The organism is Mesorhizobium oxytropidicola, assembly GCF_056174625.1.
On the sequence record NZ_JBWBWK010000002.1, the window covers coordinates 167,929 to 185,272 of the forward strand.

Consider the following 17,344-nt stretch of genomic DNA (forward strand, 5'->3'; position numbering starts at 1 on the left):
CCTGGAAGTGTGCTCTCAGGGCGTTCTGTCCCGGCAGACGGTCGAGACCGCGGCGCGCGCAGCAAAGTCAGGGCTGGCCGGCAGGCCAGCGAGCAGTATGCACGACTTGGCCTTGACGGAGCGAGCACGTCGCTATCGTTCGCCGGCTGCGGGATGGATCGGCGAAGCTGTTTTTGTTATTCTGTCGCGGCTCGGGTGACCGGGTGGCGAAGAACAGGGTCGAGGTTGCAACCCTGTCGCGCACCCTATGATCGTCGCACCTCATGTGCGGCGCCCGAGCGCCCCTTCGGCGATTGCTGTTTCCATGTAGCGACGAAGCGACGGTAGACTTCCTCGGCGTTGCCGATCGTCTCGCGCTCGCTCTCGCGTACCGACTTGTTGCTGTAGTCGGCAGCAGATTCCTTTGCCCTGCCGCCGCGATGAGATGGATAGCCGGCGGTCAATTCCAGCTTTCGGAGCTTCCAATCCAGCAGCGCCGAGCGGCTCCAGATGTAGTTTTCGTCCTTGGTCAGCATGTGCCAGACGATGACCGCCAGCTTGCGCGCAGTCGCGACCGCGGCAACGTGCTTACCTCGCTTGTCGCGGATGCGCATGAAGAAGGCCCGCAGCGGGCCAGGCACGCCGGAAATGACCCACGCCGCCTCGACCAGCATCGACCGCGCGTGGGCTCGGCCTTGTTTGGTGATGCGGCCGTGATAGGCCGGCTTGTCGCCGGACTGCCGGACCCGCGGGTTGAGCCCAAAATAGCTGACAAGCTTTTCCGGTGATGAGAACCGTTCGACATCGCCAATGGCCGCCACGATACTCAGCGCGACCGTGACGTTCACGCCGGTGATCGTCATCAGTCGCTTGACCCGAGGCTCCTGGAGGGCCGTCTGCGCGAGACTCTTGTCTACTTGTGCAAGCTCACCACCAAGGCGATCGAGTTCACCGGCATGGCGAAGGACGACACGGCGCTGATCCTCGGCGAGCGGCTGAGCCTCCAGCCAAGCCCTGCCCCGCTTTGAGAACAGGGTGCCCTTGTAGGGCGGGATCAGGTTGGCGTGCAGAACGGAATGGATTCGGTTTTTGAGACGGGTCATCTGGGAGACGAGCTGCGTTCGTTCGGCCACCACGCGACGACGCGTCTCGGTTTCCTCGTCCGGCATCCAGACTTCAGGCAGAAAGCCACTCGCATGAAGCTTCGCCAGCACTGCCGCGTCGATCTTGTCGGTCTTGACCTTGGCCCAGGCGATGGCCCGGACCAGGATCGGATTGGCTATAACCACGCGGCCCACAAAAGGCGACAATAGTCGCACGATCGCACTTGTATTGCCTGTTGCCTCGATGACGATCTCGTCATCCGGCTTGAGCTTCATGGCGAACTGCAACAGGCGGCTGCGTTCAAGATCGATCCTCCCCGCATCCCGGATTTTGCCTTTCTCCAAGATCGCCATTTGGGCGAATGATCGGTGAACATCAAGGGCAATGATTCTCATTCCCGGCTCCTTTCCAGGGTCAGCAACCATGGGAGCCGGCGGGCTACACGACAACTACGGATCCGCGCTCGCAGCGCAACCGGGCAAGTCGAAGGGGGCGGCCAGATAACAACTCGAACTCTCAGTTCATCAGGTACTTCGGCCTGCCCGCCATGCGTGCTCCCGACACCCCAATCCCGGTAGGTGGACGGTAGTCGATCCATCCGTGCAAGAAAATACGGATTGGCGCGTCGCGCCTATTCATGCCTGATAACAATCGGATCGAGCAGGACCATCGGCGCATCAAGCGCCGGGTCCGGCCGATGCTCGGCTTCAAATCGACGGCCACCGCAGCCACCATCCTGACCGGCATCGAAATGATCCACATGATGCGCAAGCGACAGGCGAGGTACGCCTTCAATCCGAATCCGTCCTTGGCCAAGCAGTTCGAAATCCTCGCCGGCTGATGGACCTCGCATCAGGCCTCTCTGCGCCCCTATTCAGCCGTTGCAACAAAACCAGTGAAACCGCACTCGTCACGAAGCCGGTCGAACACCCGCTTGGCCGTATGGCGCTGCTTGCGCGGCACATTCACGTCCTCATCAAGCCAATGATCGATCGTCGAAACAAACACATCCAGCTTCGGACGCCGGATCGGCGACCGGCGCTGATAGCCAGGCGGCGTCGAGTAGGACAGCATCTTGGCCACGCTGTCGCGCGATATGTTGAAATGCTTTGCAGCATGACGCCGGCTCATCCCTTCCGAGCAAGCCAGTCGAACCTTCAGATATAATTCCACGGTGTAGATCCCCAGGCCCTCCTGCATTCGTCGCAGAAGGGAAATAGGTGGCCGGCTTTTACGCCGCCCGAAGCGGGACGATCCCGCCGCTACCGTGGACTATTTTTGCACCGCCGCTCTCACTTTACGGCGCCGTTTCGATCCTATGCAAACAACACTGTCGCTATTGACCCAAACTGTCGACTATCGAACAGGGCGCACCATAGCGAAACGTGTTGCATTTCGTGCGCAGCCCTCAACGCGAAAAGAAGGAAAGAAGGAAGAGCGCGACGTGAAGGTGCGCCGGCCCAACTTTAGTATCAGCGCGCAGCTACGTCCTCAGGATGGCACCTCTCTTGCACATCAACCTTGGGAAGCCGCTGTAACAGTTTTGCCCCCAACCAACGGAGATGACATGGCAATTGGCCCAGTAGTACGGAATTGCCTTTCGCAGCGACTCGTAAGAATTCTCGGCTCTGTTGTTGATGCCGTGCGCGCGGGTGCTCGACATTCGGCATGACCTGCCGTAGCCGCTCCACGGAAAACGCTGCTTGTCGGTGATGATGCTTTGGTGTCAGGCCCTCTTGCACATGGTTAGCAGGCGCCTGTCGGCATTTCGCGGCGGCTCTGGAAGATACGCCGAGAACGTGTCTATCCTGATCAACAGTATAAAGCCCTACCGCATGGGGACAATCTCGGCGGTAGAGCGCTGGCGTTTGTAGCTGGTGTGCATGAACCAGCGTCTACTCACCTCCTCACGAGAAGTTACCCGTGACAACGCCCCAAATCAAAGACCCGGGTGGGACATTTTGGACAACGCACTTAAAAAATATCTTTCTGCCGAACTCGCCCGCGGAACCATATCGGTTGAAATCGATCGCAGCCTAATGCCCCCCGATGCAACGTTCGGGTTCGCGGAGCGCATCAATCCCAAACGGTCTTTCCTGTTCGCTTCCAAGCTGCTTGGCCGTCACAGTCCCGTTCGGCCTTCGCTGATGCGAAAGACGTACAAACTTCTGGCCGACCAAATTTCACCCGATCTCGAAGGGCCAATCCTGTTCATAGGCATGGCCGAAACTGCTGTCGGGCTGGGAGCGGGCGTGCACCAGCAATATTCAGAACAATATGACCGGCACGACACCGTTTACATTTGCACCACCAGACACGCACTAGGTTTGCCCCTAATCTGTGAATTCCAGGAGGAGCACAGTCACGCCCCAGAACATCTCGTACACTGGCCGCTCGTGCCAGTCCTGGTCTCGATGGTCAAGAACGCCCGGACGCTTGTGTTAATTGACGATGAAGCGTCGACCGGAAAAACATTCGGTAATCTGTTCGCAGCTCTGCCTGCCAGCATCAGGTCGAACCTTCGAAATACGGTTCTCGTTACCCTTACGGATTGGTCAGATGGTGCTGTCGAACAGATAATCGCAGCCAACGTGAAGCGCGCGTCAATCCTTTCCGGGAGGTATCGCTGGGATGCAAACGGTTTGAACATCGACGCGCCGGAAGTGCCATCTGTTGAGAAAAACAGGGGTAAAGTCATTTCGCCTGACAGGGATATCAACTTGGCTCGGTTGGGTGTCTCCCGGCACCATCTTCAACTGGATGGTGAGGCGGCATCGTCGGGCGCTACGCTGGTCCTTGGTACAGGAGAAAACATTTGGCAGCCGTTCCTGCTTGCGGAAAAATTGGAGCTGGAAGGAGCTAACGTCCACTACTCATCGGTTACCCGATCACCGATTTCAGTGGGTCACGCGATTGTAACGAAACTCGCATTTGAAGACAATTACGGCGGGCATGTGTTTAATTATCTGTACAATGTCGTCCCGTCAGAATACGTCAAAATCCTCCTGTGCTCCGAGACGAGTGAAGCGAATATAAGTTCTAAACTCATGCACTTCTTGGAAAGGGTATCATTAGTACGGCCTAAGAGAGTACCTCCTCATTAATCATTATCATCATACCAACATTCACATCGTTCCAGCCGCACACCATAGCTTGAAGTTACGGCAAGTGGCTGCAGAAGGAATTACATTGTTGACGATGACGAGTAAAATACTTTCTGGTACGTATCGTAGTACGGACGTCACTTTTCTTTTGAAGCTCGTAACTTTGGAGCCAATCGACGACGCGTCGAAGGAAACGGCGATACAGTCCGGCCTACGCCATTATTCGGAAATGATTTCTTTCGAAAGCGCGCCCGAAGCCGGCTACATGGCGATATTCTACGAAGCGATGTCAGTTGGCGCTGCGAGAATGGGACGCGAGGTAGCAGCTCTCGCGCGGTCTATCTCAAATCAAATTAAAGGCCCGATCACGTTGGCGAGCCTCGTTCGGGCCGGGGTGCCTTTGGGTGTTCTCCTCAAGCGTGCGTTGTCGCGCATGGGAAAGGACGTGCAACACTTTGGCATTTCGGTCATACGGGACCGCGGAATTGACAGTAATGCAATGCGCCACATCATCGAGCGGCGCCCCATTGAAGGTCTACTGTTTGTTGATGGCTGGACCGGCAAAGGCGCCATCTCCACCGAGCTGGAACGGAGCTTCCATTCGTTTTCTGCACAGCCGCCCAAGCTGGTGGTTCTGTCTGACCCCTGTGGCCGGGCATGGCTTGCGGCGTCGGCCGAGGACTGGCTCATTCCATCGGGAATACTCGGGAGCACCGTGTCCGGGCTGATCAGCCGTTCGATACTGAACGAGGACGTCATAGGTCCGGAAGATTTTCACGGTACAGTCCTATGGGATCACTTGGTGTCTCATGATATCTCAGCTGCTTTCGTGGATAATGTATGGGCACATGCCGTCACCGCGTTAGACCAAACTAATGATCTCGCGCAGCGGATGGACAACGACCGCTCAAGCCATCAGAGACGATCGCGGGAGGCAATCAATCGAGTTGCTGCACAGTTCGCCGTCGAGAATATTAATCGGATCAAGCCAGGAATTGCGGAAGCCACGCGAGCAATTCTGCGCCGCAAGCCTCAAGTTGTACTCCTGTCTTCCGTTGAGGACGCTGACCTGGCAGCGCTACGGCATTTGATCCGGGAGAGGAAAGTCCCCTTCCAAGTCGTCCCGAAAAATATCCAGCCATATCGCGCCATTACTTTGATAAAAAAGGTTTAGAACTTTGATTCTATCGCATTTTGGTCAAACTTCCAAACCGCTCAACCAGGATCGAGCGTGGGCCAAGCGTTTCGATTCATCCGGCTTGCTGATAGGCGGTCGTGAGTGCAACTCTTGATTAGCGGACAGAATGTCATTTTTGCGATTATAACAGGGCTGGCCGTCGTTTCGAGGGGGGCGGTTGGCATAAATGTGAACGCAAAACCAAAGTGATCTGCCCGGGATCTTTCCGAGTCGACGAAAACGGATTCCAAACATGGATGACGGATCGAGTGCATTGCCTGATCAACCCATCAAATCCGCAGATCACGCCATGCAGCCAATCGTCTTTGCCGATCTGGATGACACATTGTTCCAAACGCGTGCAAAGTGCCGAAAGGCAGCCAGCATAAACTGGCGCTAGCTGCGATCTCCTCGAACGGACATCATTCCATGACGACGCCGCGCCAGGTTGCGATGATCGATTGGCTGCTGGGTACGTCACAAGTCATTCCCGTCACGGCACGTGGCACGACGGCCTACGGGAACGTCAAGATCGCGTTCAACAGCTATGCAATTGTTGCCAACGGCGCTGTCATCCTTAAGCCGGACGGTGCGCATCTGAAGGAATGGCACGATGTCATTTCTAAGGAACTGATTCCTCACAGGGGGGCACTGAACAAGGTACTTGAAATAGGTCGGCAAGGAGCCGCAGCTGGCAAAATGTCTGTTCGTTCGTGGATCGTTGAAGAAAGCGAGATGGCCACATACGCCGTTTTCAAAGAAAATAATGGTGATGGCAAGAGGCTGGCGGAACTGAAATTTGAGTTCGACGATGCGGGTTGGATACGGCATCACAACGGAAACAACTTCGCGCTCATTCCCCCGCCGGTTTCAAAGCGCCGGGCAGTAGAGTTCCTCTTGAAGAAACTCCGGTCGGAGTCTGAAGATAGGCCAGCGATCGGATTCGGTGACAGTGCAAGCGATCTCGGCTATCTCAATTTGTGCGACTGGTGGGGTGCGCCATCGCGCTCGCAGATTTCGGCGATGCTGAACGAGCCAACGAAGACGTTTTTTGCGGGCATTGCTTGAAGAGAAAACCATGTCCACCGCATGGCCGCGCGCCGCACGATTCGCCTTGACGCAACTGTTCTGTCGGCGTTATCAACTTAACTCGCGGTCAGGGATTTGCGGCATAACGCGACGGCATGAACGCCGCAACCGTCAGCTACAAGCGCCATCGTTTCGCGCCGCAGATCATCGCCCATGCAGTCTGGCTCTACTACAGGTTCCCCTTGAGGTGCTGTCAGGCGTTGGTGCACGGATCTTTTATTGGTGTGGGTTTAGGCAAGCGGTAACCGCAATAGGCTTTGTAGCGTAGCCATGCCTTTCAAACACAATGCCAGCCGCCGCCATCATATTGAGAAGATGAAGTTCAGGGTGACGAACTGGCCAGAATATGAGGCAGGACTTCGTCATCGCGGCAGTTTGACCCTGTGGGTGACGCCGGAAGCCCTGTCCAGGTGGCAAGCGCCAAGACGCAAGACACGTGGCGGCCAGCACCGCTATTCTGATCTGGCGATCGAGGCCACCCTGACGCTGGGCCTTGTGTTTGGCCTGCGGCTGCGCCAGGCAGAAGACTTGCTGGAATCGGTGCTGCAACTGATGGGGCTGGCGCTCGCTGTCCCCGATCATACCACCCTGAGCCGTCGGGCGCGGACATGGCAATCGCCCAACAAACGGCATGATCGCCAGGTTCCGCCGGAGGGACCAGTGCATGTTCTTGTCGACAGCACCGGCCTGCAGGTCTACGGCGCGGGTCAGTGGCTGGAGGAGAAGCACGGCGCCAGATCCCGTCGCAGTTGGCGCAAGCTGCATCTGGCACTGGATGCCGACAGCGGCGAGATCATTGCCCATACCCTGACTGATCAGGACACTGGCGATGTGTCTCAAGTTGAGCCACTACTCGACCAGATTGGCGGTCCGATCGGACAGTTTACTGCTGACGGCGCCTATGACGGAAAACCGACTTACGACGCAGTCATCGATCACAGCGCTGCCGCCGCAATCGTCATTCCGCCTCGTGCCAACGCGGTCGAATCATTCGACGATAGACCTCCCGGCCAAAGCGACCAGCATAATCGCCGCAATCGGCAGAGACGGCCGGATGAAATGGCAGGTCTCCAACGGTATGGCAAACGCTCGCTGGTCGAGACCGCCATAGGGCGATACAAGTCCACCATCGGGCGGCGTTTGCGGGCACGGTCGCTTCCCGTTCAGCAGACCGAAGTCGCCATCGGCTGCGCCGTCCTCAACCGCATGCTTGCCTGCGCACGCCCGAAATCCGCCCCCCGCAAGGCGGCCACGGCATAGTCTGCCGCTTCAAAGATCGACATCCGCTCAAGTCCGGACCCATGCACCAACGCCGTTCAGCAGACCGAAGTCGCCATCGGCTGCGCCGTCCTCAACCGCATGCTTGCCTGCGCACGCCCGAAATCCGCCCGCCGCAAGGCGGCCACGGCATAGTCTGCCGCTTCAAAGATCGACATCCGCTCAAGTCCGGACCCATGCACCAACGCCCATCTATGATAGATTTTATCGCAGAGACGCTTAGATATTCTCCGGCAGGTAGATGTCGAAGGGCAGGAAGGTCAGTCCCGGCGCGTTGGCGGCGCCGTCCTTGATGGTATGCGCCATGAGATCGACGAGATCGCTGCTCAGCCGCGCCAGCGGCGTTGCGAGCACCATGGTGACGATGTTGTTGGCGAGTGCAGCGCGCGACTCAGGCGTTATCTCGTTGCAGATCATGACCGGAGGCTGGGCAGGCATGGCCATTCTCACCGCCGTGATAGCTCCCTCCATGCCGCCCCCGGCGATGTAGCACCCGACGAGATCGGGATGCCTCTCGAGCAGGTCGAGCATTGCATCGTGAGTCAAATCGGCCGTCTCGAGATTGACCAGCGTCTCAAGTACTATGAAGTCCGGTGCGTGTTCCCGGAAGTAGGCGCGCACGCCGATCTCGCGCAACTCTTGGCCGTGAAAGCGGTGGCTGCCGACAAACACCGCGACCTTGCCGGGCCGCCTGGCGCACTTCGCGATCATCCACGCGGCGGTGCGTCCTACCTTGCGGTTGTCGAGGCCCACATAGCCCTCCCGTACGCCGGAGGCGCAATCGGACAGGAGCGAAAACACCGGAATACCGCGGGCCTTCAAGCTCTCCACGGCGACCGTGACCGTTGGATGATCGGGGCTGACCAATGCGACGGCGTTCGTCTTCGCTGCCAGTTTCTCCAGATGGACGACGATGTCCTCGGGAGCCTGGCTCGACCAGAAATCAATGACCGCAACGCCGCGGAACCGCGACGCATGGGTCGTCGCGGCCTCCAACTCGCGCGCGAACTCCTGATAGAAATGCTGCTCGGGCTTCTGCAGAAGAAAGCCGAGCCGGTATTCCGGGAGATCCTGGCGGATCCGCTGCTTGATCAGGGGCGCGGCGTGGTAGCCGATGACGGTCGCCGCCTCGTAGACCCGCTGCGCCGTCTCCTCGCGCACCGGAAGGCGGCTGTTCAAAACCCTGTCGACCGTCGCCACGCTGACCCCGGATGCCCGAGCCAAATCCGAAACCGTTGGTCGCTTGGCCAAGGCTAGCCTCCTTTTGAGGTTTCGAAGGAATGATAGTGGATGATAGAAAAATTGCAAGATCTGTTGAGGTAAATGATTGAATATGGTAGTTCTGTTGCATGACGGTTTGTCAGCCTTGGTCCTAGCCTGAAAAAGGAAGATCGTGATGAACGCAACTGCCGCAGCCGACGACTATAGGCAGACGAAACGCGACTACAGTCTGATAGGGCGCTACGCGCAGCGCGCCGTCGAGCATATCAAGCCCCACAGGTTCCCGATGGTGCCGTACCACGCGCTGCTGAAGCTGAACGGTTTGGTCAAGCACGACCAGCCGTCGCCGTCGATCGCCGGCAACCGGCGAAATGATCCCGACCTTCCTGCGCCAGTTGCGCAACGAGGACTACTTCGTCAAGCGCGAGCTGCCGCCAACGGCGCGGCCGTATCGCGAAGAGTTCCACGCCGAAACCAAGGTTGCCGCGGAACAACAGCCTCCCAAGGCTACGGAGGCGGCGGCCCGCCGCCGCCTCCGACTTCGATCAGACAAGATCCACGGAGATGAAAGTGACGGATTGGATCGAGGCCTGCGGCGCCGGCCGCGGACAGACATCTGCTTTTGGCGAGCGGCATCGGTCCCGGCAACGCCGTGGCCCGCACATTCGCCTGGCCGACATGCTGATCGCGAGGCGGCGCGGCCTGACCCTCGGAACTGATGTCGCCCGACGTGAAACTCAAGACGTTGCTGGCGTCATGATCGCGCAAAATGTGAGGTGCAGCCGATGAGCAGGAAGAGACCCACGGTAGCGGATATCCGCGCCTTGAAAGACAAGTATCAGTTCACGATGATCCGCGTGGAGACGCTGGACGAGTTGGAGGCTGCCGAGAGGGCCGGCGTCGACATGGTTTCGGTGCCGCCTGAGATCATGGTTCTTCCGCATTTCCGCGAGGTTGCGCCAAGCCTGTTTGCGGTGCCGGGCGTCAATTTCTTCGAGGTCGGCATGGCGGACGATTTTGTGCGCTGGGCTTTCGCGCTCTACAAGGCGAGCGCCGACGCCGTCTATTGCAGCGCCAGTCTGGCGACCGTGGAGCGGCTCTCCGACGAGGCCATTCCGGTGATCGGCCATGTCGGGTTGATCCCATCGCGGGCCACCTGGACGGATGGATAGCCGCAGACATGCGTTTCAAAGGGCTTGATCTGAACCTTCTCGTCGTGCTCGACGCCCTGCTGGCCGAGCGCAATCTCTCGGCGGCGGCACGCCGCATCAACCTCAGTCAGCCGGCCATGAGTGCGGCCGTCGCCCGGCTGCGCGATTTTTTCGGCGATGAACTGTTCAGCATGAGCGGCCGAGAACGTATTCTGACATCACGTGCGGCAGCACTTGGCCCCGCAGTCCGCGAGACTCTCCTAAACATCCAGTCCTCGATTATGTCGTCGGATCCGTTTGACCCTGCTCGATCCGATCGCCGCTTCAGGATCATTATTTCCGATTTCGCCGCGCTCGTGTTTTTTGAAACGGTCGTGGAGCGTGTTGCCCGGGAAGCCCCCGCCGTCAGCTTCGAATTGATGCCTCTCGACGGCAGCCCCGATGAGGTCCTCCGGCGTGGTGAGGTCGATTTTTTGATCACTCCGGATGTGTTCATGTCGAACGCGCATCCAAGAGTGGCGCTTTTCCACGAGAGGCTCGTATGCGTAGGCTGTCCCACGAACAAGCAGCTGCCACGGCACCTTACATTCGAGAGATACATGTCGATGAGGCACGTCTGCGTCAGGTTCCGACGTTTGCTGAAGCCCTCCATCGAGGAAGGGTTCTTGCTTGAGCATGGTCTTAAAAGACGTGTCGAAGTCGTCGTGCAGAGCTTCAGCATGATCCCGCCCATGGTGTCCGGCACAGCTCGTATAGCGACCGTGCCCCTCCGGCTGGTCAGGCATTTCGAAAACACGTTTCCCCTTCAGGTTGTCGAACTTCCGCTGCCGCTTCCCGGTTTCACCGAAGCCGCCCAGTGGCCGGCTCTCCACAATAGCGATCCGGCAAGCATCTGGATGCGAGAGATAATGATGCAGGAGGCATCTCGGCCAGAGCTATGACGGAATTTGGGTGACTGGGTTGATCAAGCGGCGCTTTGCGGCGTTGGTGCATGGGTCCGGACGGTGGTGTCACATTGATTGAGCCGTAAGGAAATTGAGGTAGCAGCGCGGGGCAGAAATGCTGCGGGATCAGCTCCGTCTGATCGAAGGGGGCAATCCCGCCGCGGCAGGCGGGACATCGATCCCGAAGGCCGCAACCGTGCACGAAGCAGAAAAGACGCGATGCCAGTCGCCACTGCCGACGAAAATACAGAGCCTCGTCGTCGGCGAGGCAAAAGGGGAATACTGAATCCAGGTCGAACGGTTGCGCTTGGCCCTTTCGCGCAGTGGCAGCAAGAGCGGTGGCAGAGCCCGACCAGCCATTGCCACCGCCAAGATTGTTTCCCGCGAAACGCCTGTCTGGCGGCCGAGCAGAGTTTTCGTCGAGGGCTTCGAGAGGCCTTTTGGTGAGGTGATCATTGTACGTTTTCCCTTTGGTTCCTCACGTCCTATTACTGCCCATGTGAGCTTCGACAGCTTGTTCGCGACGTGCTGGGAACGGCGGAGCGACCAGCGTTATTCAGCCGCGGTCAGCCTCGCCAAGGCCTGCTCCCGCCGACGGACGGCCGGATCGTTCATTAAATCCGTCCTCCTTCGAGGTTCGCTGCCCTCCGCGCCTGCTGATCTTTTCGCGGAACCAGTACCCGTCGGGAATTCGTGCGTTAATCATACCTCTCCTTCCGCCCTGCTTTCACAAGGATATGCGCCCGCCGTATCAAGATATTGCCGAAAACGTGACGACAAAGCAGGCGCCGCCGTCGGATGGTGATTCGTGGTGCACGGTTGCGCCGTCACGCAAGGCGATCTTGCGCACCAGCGACAGGCACCGAGGCCCCAGCCGGCGGCCGTCTCGCTGCGGCCCTGTGGCCGGAAGAAGGGCTCGAAGACGCGCTCACCGGTTCCTTCCGGCAGGCCCGGCCCGTGATCGCACACCTTGAGCACCACCGAGCCGCCTTCGATCCCCACATGCGCGCTAACTGGCGGGCAGCCATGTCTCTGCGCGTTCTGCATGAGATTGCGAACCACCGCGTGAGCAGCTTCGGGTCGCCCGACACGACGCCAGGTTCGCCTGAGACGTCGACGCCGGACCGTGCGCCTTCCTCGGCCGTGAGCGCCAGCAGATCCACCGGCTCCAGCTTCTCGATATGGTCGAGCCGGCCGGCAAGCAGGATTTCCTCCACCAGCGCATCGAGTTCGGCGAGGTTGCGCACGATCTCGTCGCGCATCGGGCCGCTTTGTTCGTTGGCGATGAGGTCGATCGCCATGCGCAGCCGCGGAAGCGGCGAGCGCAACTCGTGGCTGGCATTGGCAAGCAGCGAGCTATTCGCGGCAAGCAGCCGCTCGAACTGCTCGGCGGCGCGGTTGAAGCTCGCCGCCACCGCCGCCACCTCGTCGCTGCCGCGCACGGCGACGCGCTTGTCGAGAGCGCCTGCGCCCCAGCGATCGACGCCCTGGCGCATTGCTTCAAGGCGGTGTGTGAGATGACGCACGACTGGAAAGGCGGCAAGCCCTATCACCGCGGCGATCAGCGCGAGAAAGCCTGCCTGGCCGAGCGGCATTCTCAGCCGCGCCGCGATCACACTTCCGTCCAACTGCCGGCTGATCAGCAGGTGATGCCCGCCGGGGAGGATCCTGCGCGGGGATCCGAACTTTTGCGGGGAGATCGGCCGGCCGATCTCTGCAACCAGCCCCCCTTGCGGGCCGAAGACGGAGATGTCGGCATTGAAGGCCGCCGAACCCGCTCGGCCGTCGCCTGCAGCAGAGCGGGGTCGGAGTCCGCCGGCGGCATCGCCGCGAAGGCGTCGCACGCGGCATGGTCGCGTTCCCGGCTCATGTGCAGGAAGGTCGCGCTGGCGATCACCACTGCAGCGAAGCTGACGAGCACGGTGAGATAGATCTTGACGAAAAGGCTGTTGCGCATGGCTTATCTGTCACCGTCCTGGAAACGGGCAAAGAAATAGCCCGCGCCGCGTACCGTATTGATGCGGCGAGGATCTTTCGGATCGGTCTCGATCGCGGCGCGGATGCGCGAGACATGCACGTCGATCGACCGGTCGAACGCCAGTTCTTCGCCCTTGACCATGTCCATGAGCTGCACGCGCGACAGCGTACGCCCGGCATTTTCGGCGAGCACCACCAGCAGGTTGAACTGGTAGCTGGTCATCGGGCAGTCGCGCCCGTCGACGCGGGCCGAGCGCGACGAAGGGTCAATCTCCAGCCGTCCGAAGCGCAGGATGCGCGGGGAGCCGGCGTTGCGGCGGCGAAGGATCGCCTTCAACCGCGCCAGCAATTCGCGCGAATTGAAAGGCTTCGGCAGATAATCGTCGGCGCCTATTTCCAGCCCCACGATGCGGTCAGTCTCGTCGCCTCGCGCCGTCAGCATCAGAACCGGCACGTCGGAGTTCGCGCGGATGCGCTTGAGCGCCTCGAAGCCGTCCATGTCGGGCAGCATGACATCGAGAATCACGGCATCGGGCGACAGCCGCGCGATATCGGCAATGCCTGCGCCCGCTGTATCCGCCGTTCGCACACGAAACCGTTGCCCGTCAGATATTCCGCGAGCATGGCGGACAGGCGCCTGTCGTCGTCGACGATGAGAACCTGGTCCGCCATGCTCGTTTGTCTACTCCGATTCGAACCTGTGCCGGTACAGAGCTTACCAGCGTCGGTGCCAGCTGCGATCCTAGAAAAGTTCGACCAGCTCCGCCCGCTGCTCGGCCGTCAGCACCGCGGCGGCGTCGAGCAGCGCCGTCGTCAGCTTGCGCGAGACCTCGTCGACCGCCGCGATACGCTCGGCGCGCAGCTTCTCCACTGCCTCGCGGTCGAAGGTTGCGGCGCCGAGCAGCTTGGCGACATCGTCTCGCGTATCGCGGAAGCCGCACTTGATCGGGCGGACATCGTCGCGGCGTTGGTGCACGGATCTTTTATTGGTGTGGGTTTAGGCAAGCGGTAACCGCAATAGGCTTTGTAGCGTAGCCATGCCTTTCAAACACAATGCCAGCCGCCGCCATCATATTGAGAAGATGAAGTTCAGGGTGACGAACTGGCCAGAATATGAGGCAGGACTTCGTCATCGCGGCAGTTTGACCCTGTGGGTGACGCCGGAAGCCCTGTCCAGGTGGCAAGCGCCAAGACGCAAGACACGTGGCGGCCAGCACCGCTATTCTGATCTGGCGATCGAGACCACCTTGACGCTGGGCCTTGTGTTTGGCCTGCGGCTGCGCCAGGCAGAAGGCTTGCTGGAATCGGTGCTGCAACTGATGGGGCTGGCGCTCGCTGTCCCCGATCATACCACCCTGAGCCGTCGGGCGCGGACATGGCAATCGCCCAACAAACGGCATGATCGCCAGGTTCCGCCGGAGGGACCAGTGCATGTTCTTGTCGACAGCACCGGCCTGCAGGTCTACGGCGCGGGTCAGTGGCTGGAGGAGAAGCACGGCGCCAGATCCCGTCGCAGTTGGCGCAAGCTGCATCTGGCCCTGGATGCCGACAGCGGCGAGATCATTGCCCATACCCTGACTGATCAGGACACTGGCGATGTCTCTCAAGTTGAGCCACTGCTCGACCAGATTGGCGGTCCGATCGGACAGTTTACTGCTGACGGCGCCTATGACGGAAAACCGACTTACGACGCAGTCATCGATCACAGCGCTGCCGCCGCAATCGTCATTCCGCCTCGCGTCAACGCGGTCGAACCATTCGACGATAGACCTGCCGGCCAAAGGGACCAGCATATCGCCGCAATCGGCAGAGACGGCCGGATGAAATGGCAGGTCTCCAACGGTTATGGCAAACGCTCGCTGGTCGAGACCGCCATAGGGCGATAAAAGTCCACCATCGGGCGGCGTTTGCGGGCACGGTCGCTTCCCGTTCAGCAGACCGAAGTCGCCATCGGCTGCGCCGTCCTCAACCGCATGCTTGCCTGCGCACGCCCGAAATCCGCCCGCCGCAAGGCGGCCACGGCATAGTCTGCCGCTTCAAAGATCGACATCCCCTCAAGTCCGGACCCATGCACCAACGCCTCCTGCCAGTCAACCGGTGGCGCGACAGCGGTCTTAGCCGGCGCCTGCTCCTCATACTTTGCTAGGAGTGCCGAAGCTGGAGGCGGCTCACCCTTGCTGCCCATGATCGGTATCTCGATCGCCTCCTTCGCGCGTGTAACGGCGACGTAGAAAAGCCTTAGTTCCGCAGCGTCCTCCTGCTCTTGTTTGGCCTTTTCCGCGGGAGTCCGTGCTTCGCGGGTCTTCAGGAAGTCGTCCATCAGTCGAACATTTTTCCATTCCCGACCCTTGGCCTTGTGTGCTGTGGAGATGATGATCTCAGACTGCTCCTCGCTGACGGATTGGTTGATTGCCCACAGCAGGCGCTTCTCGCCCTTGCTCTGCACCAGGTTGACGAACATGGTCAGGTGCTCGCCCTCGGTGGTCTTGGAGAAGTCGACCACCGACTCCCAACTGGTGAAACCGAAGAAATCGGCGACATCGGTGGACGCCCCTCCTTCAAGTCCCGCACTCCCCACAGCAGCTCCTTGAGGTCCCTGTTGTCGCCAACGAGATGCGGCTTGCGACCCTCATCGAGGCACTGGATTAGCGCCGTCATGACGTTCGCATTGGTCCTGGCAAGGATGGCATTGGGGTTGCAGCTACCGACCCGGCTCCGCATAGCGGGATTGCCGGTCAGCGGAACGCTCTCACCGAGCCGCTGCAGGATGCGGGATGCTTCGCCGGCGATCTCGGGACCGAACCGGAACGACTGGGTCAGGCTAACGATGGCATCAGTCTTGATCGCATCCATCGCGTTCACCGCGCCACGCCATTCGTATATCTGCTGGTAGCGGTCGCCAACGTAGACAAGCTGGGCGTTTTGCCGCCGCAGCACCTCGAGTACGACGGGATTGGTGTCCTGCGCTTCATCTAGAAGGATGTAGTCGGCTGCGATCTGCGGCTTGGATAGCCCCCAAAGCTTCAAGAACCCGTCAAAACCCAGCGGGATCGCATCCTTTGGGTCGCACATGCGGTGCCATACGTGCCTGGCATTGTTGCACGCAAACTCTTTCACTGCCTTGAGAGTATCTTCGCTGGCCGTAAGCAGCGATCCGTGCCGAGGCACGTGCGCGTCAGAGATTTCCTCGTCGCCGCTTTGAGCGAACCGTCTAACTGTTTGCTGGATCAAATAAGCTTGTGACACTGGCTGTAGAGAATGGTCACGGTCAACTCGCCAGGTCTTCTTGAATCCAAGTATCTCAGCGAGTTGCTTCGTGCCGACCTTGCCGGCGAACTTGTCCTTGGTTTTTTTGTAGTCTGAGTGCAGCGATTTCAGCGCTAGGCTGTGGGTGGTGGAGCAATTTACCGTCGGAGGAAATTTCTCACGGGCGTCTCCGACAATCGCCTTGTTAAAGGCGATGTACTGGCCGCGGCTGCGAGTGCCGTGGGCAAGGAACTGCAGCGTCGAGGTCTTGCCGGTGCCCGCATAAGCATTGATGCGGAGCGAGCCACCGGACAGGAAAGCGTCAATTGCCTGTTGCTGCTCCGTCGTGGGTTTACGACCCACGGGCTTCGCCGCCGCTTTCTTGTGCACCACGGCGGCCGCTTCCTAGACGTCTGGGCGCTTCGGTCGAAGAGGTCCGCTTGCTTGACGTTCAATGCGGATTTGGCGCGGACCAGAAGCCTCCCGGCCCGAGCTGTGGTCCTCACTGCAGCTTCACGCGCGATGACTTTGACAGCCTTGGTATCACCACTTGCCGTGGCTTTATCCAGTATCGCCTCAAGCTGGTCGATGCTCAACGAACTATAGGGTCGCTTCATTCCATTTCCCCCCACCCGGCGTGTAGTGCGGCAGACCCGGTCGCAGAAGCTATTGGGCTAGACTAAGAGAATCAGGTCTGGCAGCAGCAGAACCCCATGCGGCGAGGGTGGCGAAGAGAACCTGAACACGCCACCACTCCGGCTGGCCGACCGGTTCGCCGCCTTGAGAGGCGGCCGCCGGAGCGGCGAAGCCGCAACGGCCGTTCGTATTACTGCCGGCCGTAACGGGGGAGGGCATATGGCATTGCCTGAATCTGCTATTTTTGGTCCCCTTTGCAAACGGCATTCCCTCGCCCATACTGAACCGGCGACATTTCCAATGTCCCGTTTCCGCTCCTTGTAGCGATCCCCCGGCACCCGCCTTCCGGCGTGACGGAGGGCCGACACAGGAGAATCCTCAATGTCTATTTCGTCTACCCCCGATAATCTCGACCTCTCCGGCCGCACGGACCTCGCC

Annotated in this window: 13 protein-coding genes and 9 pseudogenes; 12 read left to right on the plus strand and 10 right to left on the minus strand. The window is 59.7% G+C overall.

All coding sequences use genetic code 11. The features are described from left to right. Window positions 1-245: 245 nt before the first annotated feature. Entirely contained in the window at window positions 246-1,478 is a 1,233-nt protein-coding gene (locus AC0V8S_RS36195) for an IS110 family RNA-guided transposase (protein WP_475439163.1), read from the minus strand. A gap of 251 nt (window positions 1,479-1,729) precedes the next feature. Here AC0V8S_RS36195 and AC0V8S_RS36200 point away from each other — a divergent pair. Further along, a pseudogene (locus AC0V8S_RS36200) lies at window positions 1,730-1,924 on the plus strand (DDE-type integrase/transposase/recombinase); the annotation flags it as partial. Window positions 1,925-1,974: 50 nt separating this feature from the next. Here the strand turns inward: AC0V8S_RS36200 and AC0V8S_RS36205 are convergent. Further along, a pseudogene (locus AC0V8S_RS36205) lies at window positions 1,975-2,256 on the minus strand (IS21 family transposase); the annotation flags it as partial. A gap of 788 nt (window positions 2,257-3,044) precedes the next feature. Between AC0V8S_RS36205 and AC0V8S_RS36210 the strand changes: the two are divergent. The 5 genes and pseudogenes from AC0V8S_RS36210 to AC0V8S_RS36230 all read left to right on the plus strand — a co-directional run bounded on the left by AC0V8S_RS36210 (window position 3,045) and on the right by AC0V8S_RS36230 (window position 7,713). Then, complete coding sequence (locus AC0V8S_RS36210; RefSeq protein WP_258598715.1) at window positions 3,045-4,187, plus strand: phosphoribosyltransferase domain-containing protein; 1,143 nt, start codon at window positions 3,045-3,047, stop codon at window positions 4,185-4,187. A gap of 94 nt (window positions 4,188-4,281) precedes the next feature. Beyond that, window positions 4,282-5,361, plus strand: a complete 1,080-nt coding sequence (locus AC0V8S_RS36215; protein WP_258599062.1) for a cysteine protease StiP domain-containing protein — start codon at window positions 4,282-4,284, stop codon at window positions 5,359-5,361. Between the two features lie 432 nt (window positions 5,362-5,793). After that, window positions 5,794-6,432, plus strand: a complete 639-nt coding sequence (locus AC0V8S_RS36220; RefSeq protein WP_475439071.1) for an HAD family hydrolase — start codon at window positions 5,794-5,796, stop codon at window positions 6,430-6,432. 116 nt (window positions 6,433-6,548) lie between these two features. Further along, a pseudogene (locus tag AC0V8S_RS36225) lies at window positions 6,549-6,638 on the plus strand (IS6 family transposase); the annotation flags it as partial. Between the two features lie 85 nt (window positions 6,639-6,723). Continuing rightward, window positions 6,724-7,713 carry an IS5 family transposase gene (locus tag AC0V8S_RS36230; protein ID WP_475439072.1) on the plus strand — a complete coding sequence of 330 codons (990 nt, stop codon included), beginning with the start codon at window positions 6,724-6,726 and terminating at the stop codon, window positions 7,711-7,713. A 237-nt stretch (window positions 7,714-7,950) separates the two neighbouring features. On the opposite strand, the gene AC0V8S_RS36235 is transcribed toward AC0V8S_RS36230, so the two are convergent. Beyond that, window positions 7,951-8,982 carry a LacI family DNA-binding transcriptional regulator gene (locus AC0V8S_RS36235; RefSeq protein ID WP_475439073.1) on the minus strand — a complete coding sequence of 344 codons (1,032 nt, stop codon included), beginning with the start codon at window positions 8,980-8,982 and terminating at the stop codon, window positions 7,951-7,953. Window positions 8,983-9,214: 232 nt separating this feature from the next. On the opposite strand from AC0V8S_RS36235, the pseudogene AC0V8S_RS36240 reads away from it, so the two are divergent. From AC0V8S_RS36240 to AC0V8S_RS36260, 5 genes and pseudogenes are all read left to right on the plus strand, one after another. After that, window positions 9,215-9,443, plus strand: a pseudogene (locus AC0V8S_RS36240) (fatty acid desaturase); the annotation flags it as partial. A 113-nt stretch (window positions 9,444-9,556) separates the two neighbouring features. Further along, a pseudogene (locus AC0V8S_RS36245) lies at window positions 9,557-9,712 on the plus strand (ferredoxin reductase); the annotation flags it as partial. 25 nt (window positions 9,713-9,737) lie between these two features. Next, window positions 9,738-10,124 (plus strand): hypothetical protein, encoded by a 387-nt coding sequence (locus AC0V8S_RS36250; protein ID WP_258598621.1) that lies wholly within the window; start codon window positions 9,738-9,740, stop codon window positions 10,122-10,124. Between the two features lie 8 nt (window positions 10,125-10,132). Then, window positions 10,133-11,044, plus strand: coding sequence for a LysR family transcriptional regulator (locus tag AC0V8S_RS36255; RefSeq protein WP_183455323.1), 912 nt, complete (start codon window positions 10,133-10,135; stop codon window positions 11,042-11,044). 118 nt (window positions 11,045-11,162) lie between these two features. Continuing rightward, entirely contained in the window at window positions 11,163-11,333 is a 171-nt protein-coding gene (locus AC0V8S_RS36260) for a hypothetical protein (protein WP_258580832.1), read from the plus strand. Between the two features lie 416 nt (window positions 11,334-11,749). On the opposite strand, the gene AC0V8S_RS36265 is transcribed toward AC0V8S_RS36260, so the two are convergent. The 5 genes and pseudogenes from AC0V8S_RS36265 to AC0V8S_RS36285 all read right to left on the minus strand — a co-directional run. After that, complete coding sequence (locus AC0V8S_RS36265; protein WP_475439074.1) at window positions 11,750-12,094, minus strand: sensor histidine kinase; 345 nt, start codon at window positions 12,092-12,094, stop codon at window positions 11,750-11,752. Between the two features lie 194 nt (window positions 12,095-12,288). Beyond that, window positions 12,289-12,642 (minus strand): annotated as a pseudogene (locus tag AC0V8S_RS36270) (HAMP domain-containing protein); the annotation flags it as partial. A gap of 44 nt (window positions 12,643-12,686) precedes the next feature. Beyond that, entirely contained in the window at window positions 12,687-13,004 is a 318-nt protein-coding gene (locus AC0V8S_RS36275) for a hypothetical protein (RefSeq protein ID WP_475439195.1), read from the minus strand. Window positions 13,005-13,007: 3 nt separating this feature from the next. Further along, window positions 13,008-13,696, minus strand: a pseudogene (locus tag AC0V8S_RS36280) (response regulator). Window positions 13,697-13,766: 70 nt separating this feature from the next. Continuing rightward, window positions 13,767-13,985 (minus strand): annotated as a pseudogene (locus AC0V8S_RS36285) (Spy/CpxP family protein refolding chaperone); the annotation flags it as partial. Between the two features lie 76 nt (window positions 13,986-14,061). Between AC0V8S_RS36285 and AC0V8S_RS36290 the strand changes: the two are divergent. Next, a pseudogene (locus AC0V8S_RS36290) lies at window positions 14,062-15,051 on the plus strand (IS5 family transposase). Here the strand turns inward: AC0V8S_RS36290 and AC0V8S_RS36295 are convergent. Beyond that, window positions 14,955-15,527, minus strand: a complete 573-nt coding sequence (locus AC0V8S_RS36295) for a 3'-5' exonuclease (RefSeq protein WP_475439075.1) — start codon at window positions 15,525-15,527, stop codon at window positions 14,955-14,957. The pseudogene AC0V8S_RS36290 and the gene AC0V8S_RS36295 sit on opposite strands and share 97 nt — an antisense overlap. After that, window positions 15,488-16,663, minus strand: coding sequence for a UvrD-helicase domain-containing protein (locus AC0V8S_RS36300; RefSeq protein WP_475439076.1), 1,176 nt, complete (start codon window positions 16,661-16,663; stop codon window positions 15,488-15,490). Before AC0V8S_RS36300 ends, AC0V8S_RS36295 begins: the two co-directional genes overlap by 40 nt. Window positions 16,664-17,344 lie beyond the last annotated feature (681 nt).

Excerpts from the sequence above, each read along its gene's own strand:
- AC0V8S_RS36195 (WP_475439163.1), bottom strand. The coding sequence starts at position 1,478 with ATGAGAATCATTGCCCTTGATGTTCACCGATCATTCGCCCAAATGGCG.
- AC0V8S_RS36215 (WP_258599062.1), top strand. The coding sequence starts at position 4,282 with ATGACGAGTAAAATACTTTCTGGTACGTATCGTAGTACGGACGTCACT.
- AC0V8S_RS36220 (WP_475439071.1), top strand. The coding sequence starts at position 5,794 with ATGACGACGCCGCGCCAGGTTGCGATGATCGATTGGCTGCTGGGTACG.
- AC0V8S_RS36230 (WP_475439072.1), top strand. The coding sequence starts at position 6,724 with ATGCCTTTCAAACACAATGCCAGCCGCCGCCATCATATTGAGAAGATG.
- AC0V8S_RS36250 (WP_258598621.1), top strand. The coding sequence starts at position 9,738 with ATGAGCAGGAAGAGACCCACGGTAGCGGATATCCGCGCCTTGAAAGAC.
- AC0V8S_RS36255 (WP_183455323.1), top strand. The coding sequence starts at position 10,133 with ATGCGTTTCAAAGGGCTTGATCTGAACCTTCTCGTCGTGCTCGACGCC.
- AC0V8S_RS36260 (WP_258580832.1), top strand. The coding sequence starts at position 11,163 with ATGCTGCGGGATCAGCTCCGTCTGATCGAAGGGGGCAATCCCGCCGCG.
- AC0V8S_RS36265 (WP_475439074.1), bottom strand. The coding sequence starts at position 12,094 with ATGCAGAACGCGCAGAGACATGGCTGCCCGCCAGTTAGCGCGCATGTG.
- AC0V8S_RS36275 (WP_475439195.1), bottom strand. The coding sequence starts at position 13,004 with ATGCGCAACAGCCTTTTCGTCAAGATCTATCTCACCGTGCTCGTCAGC.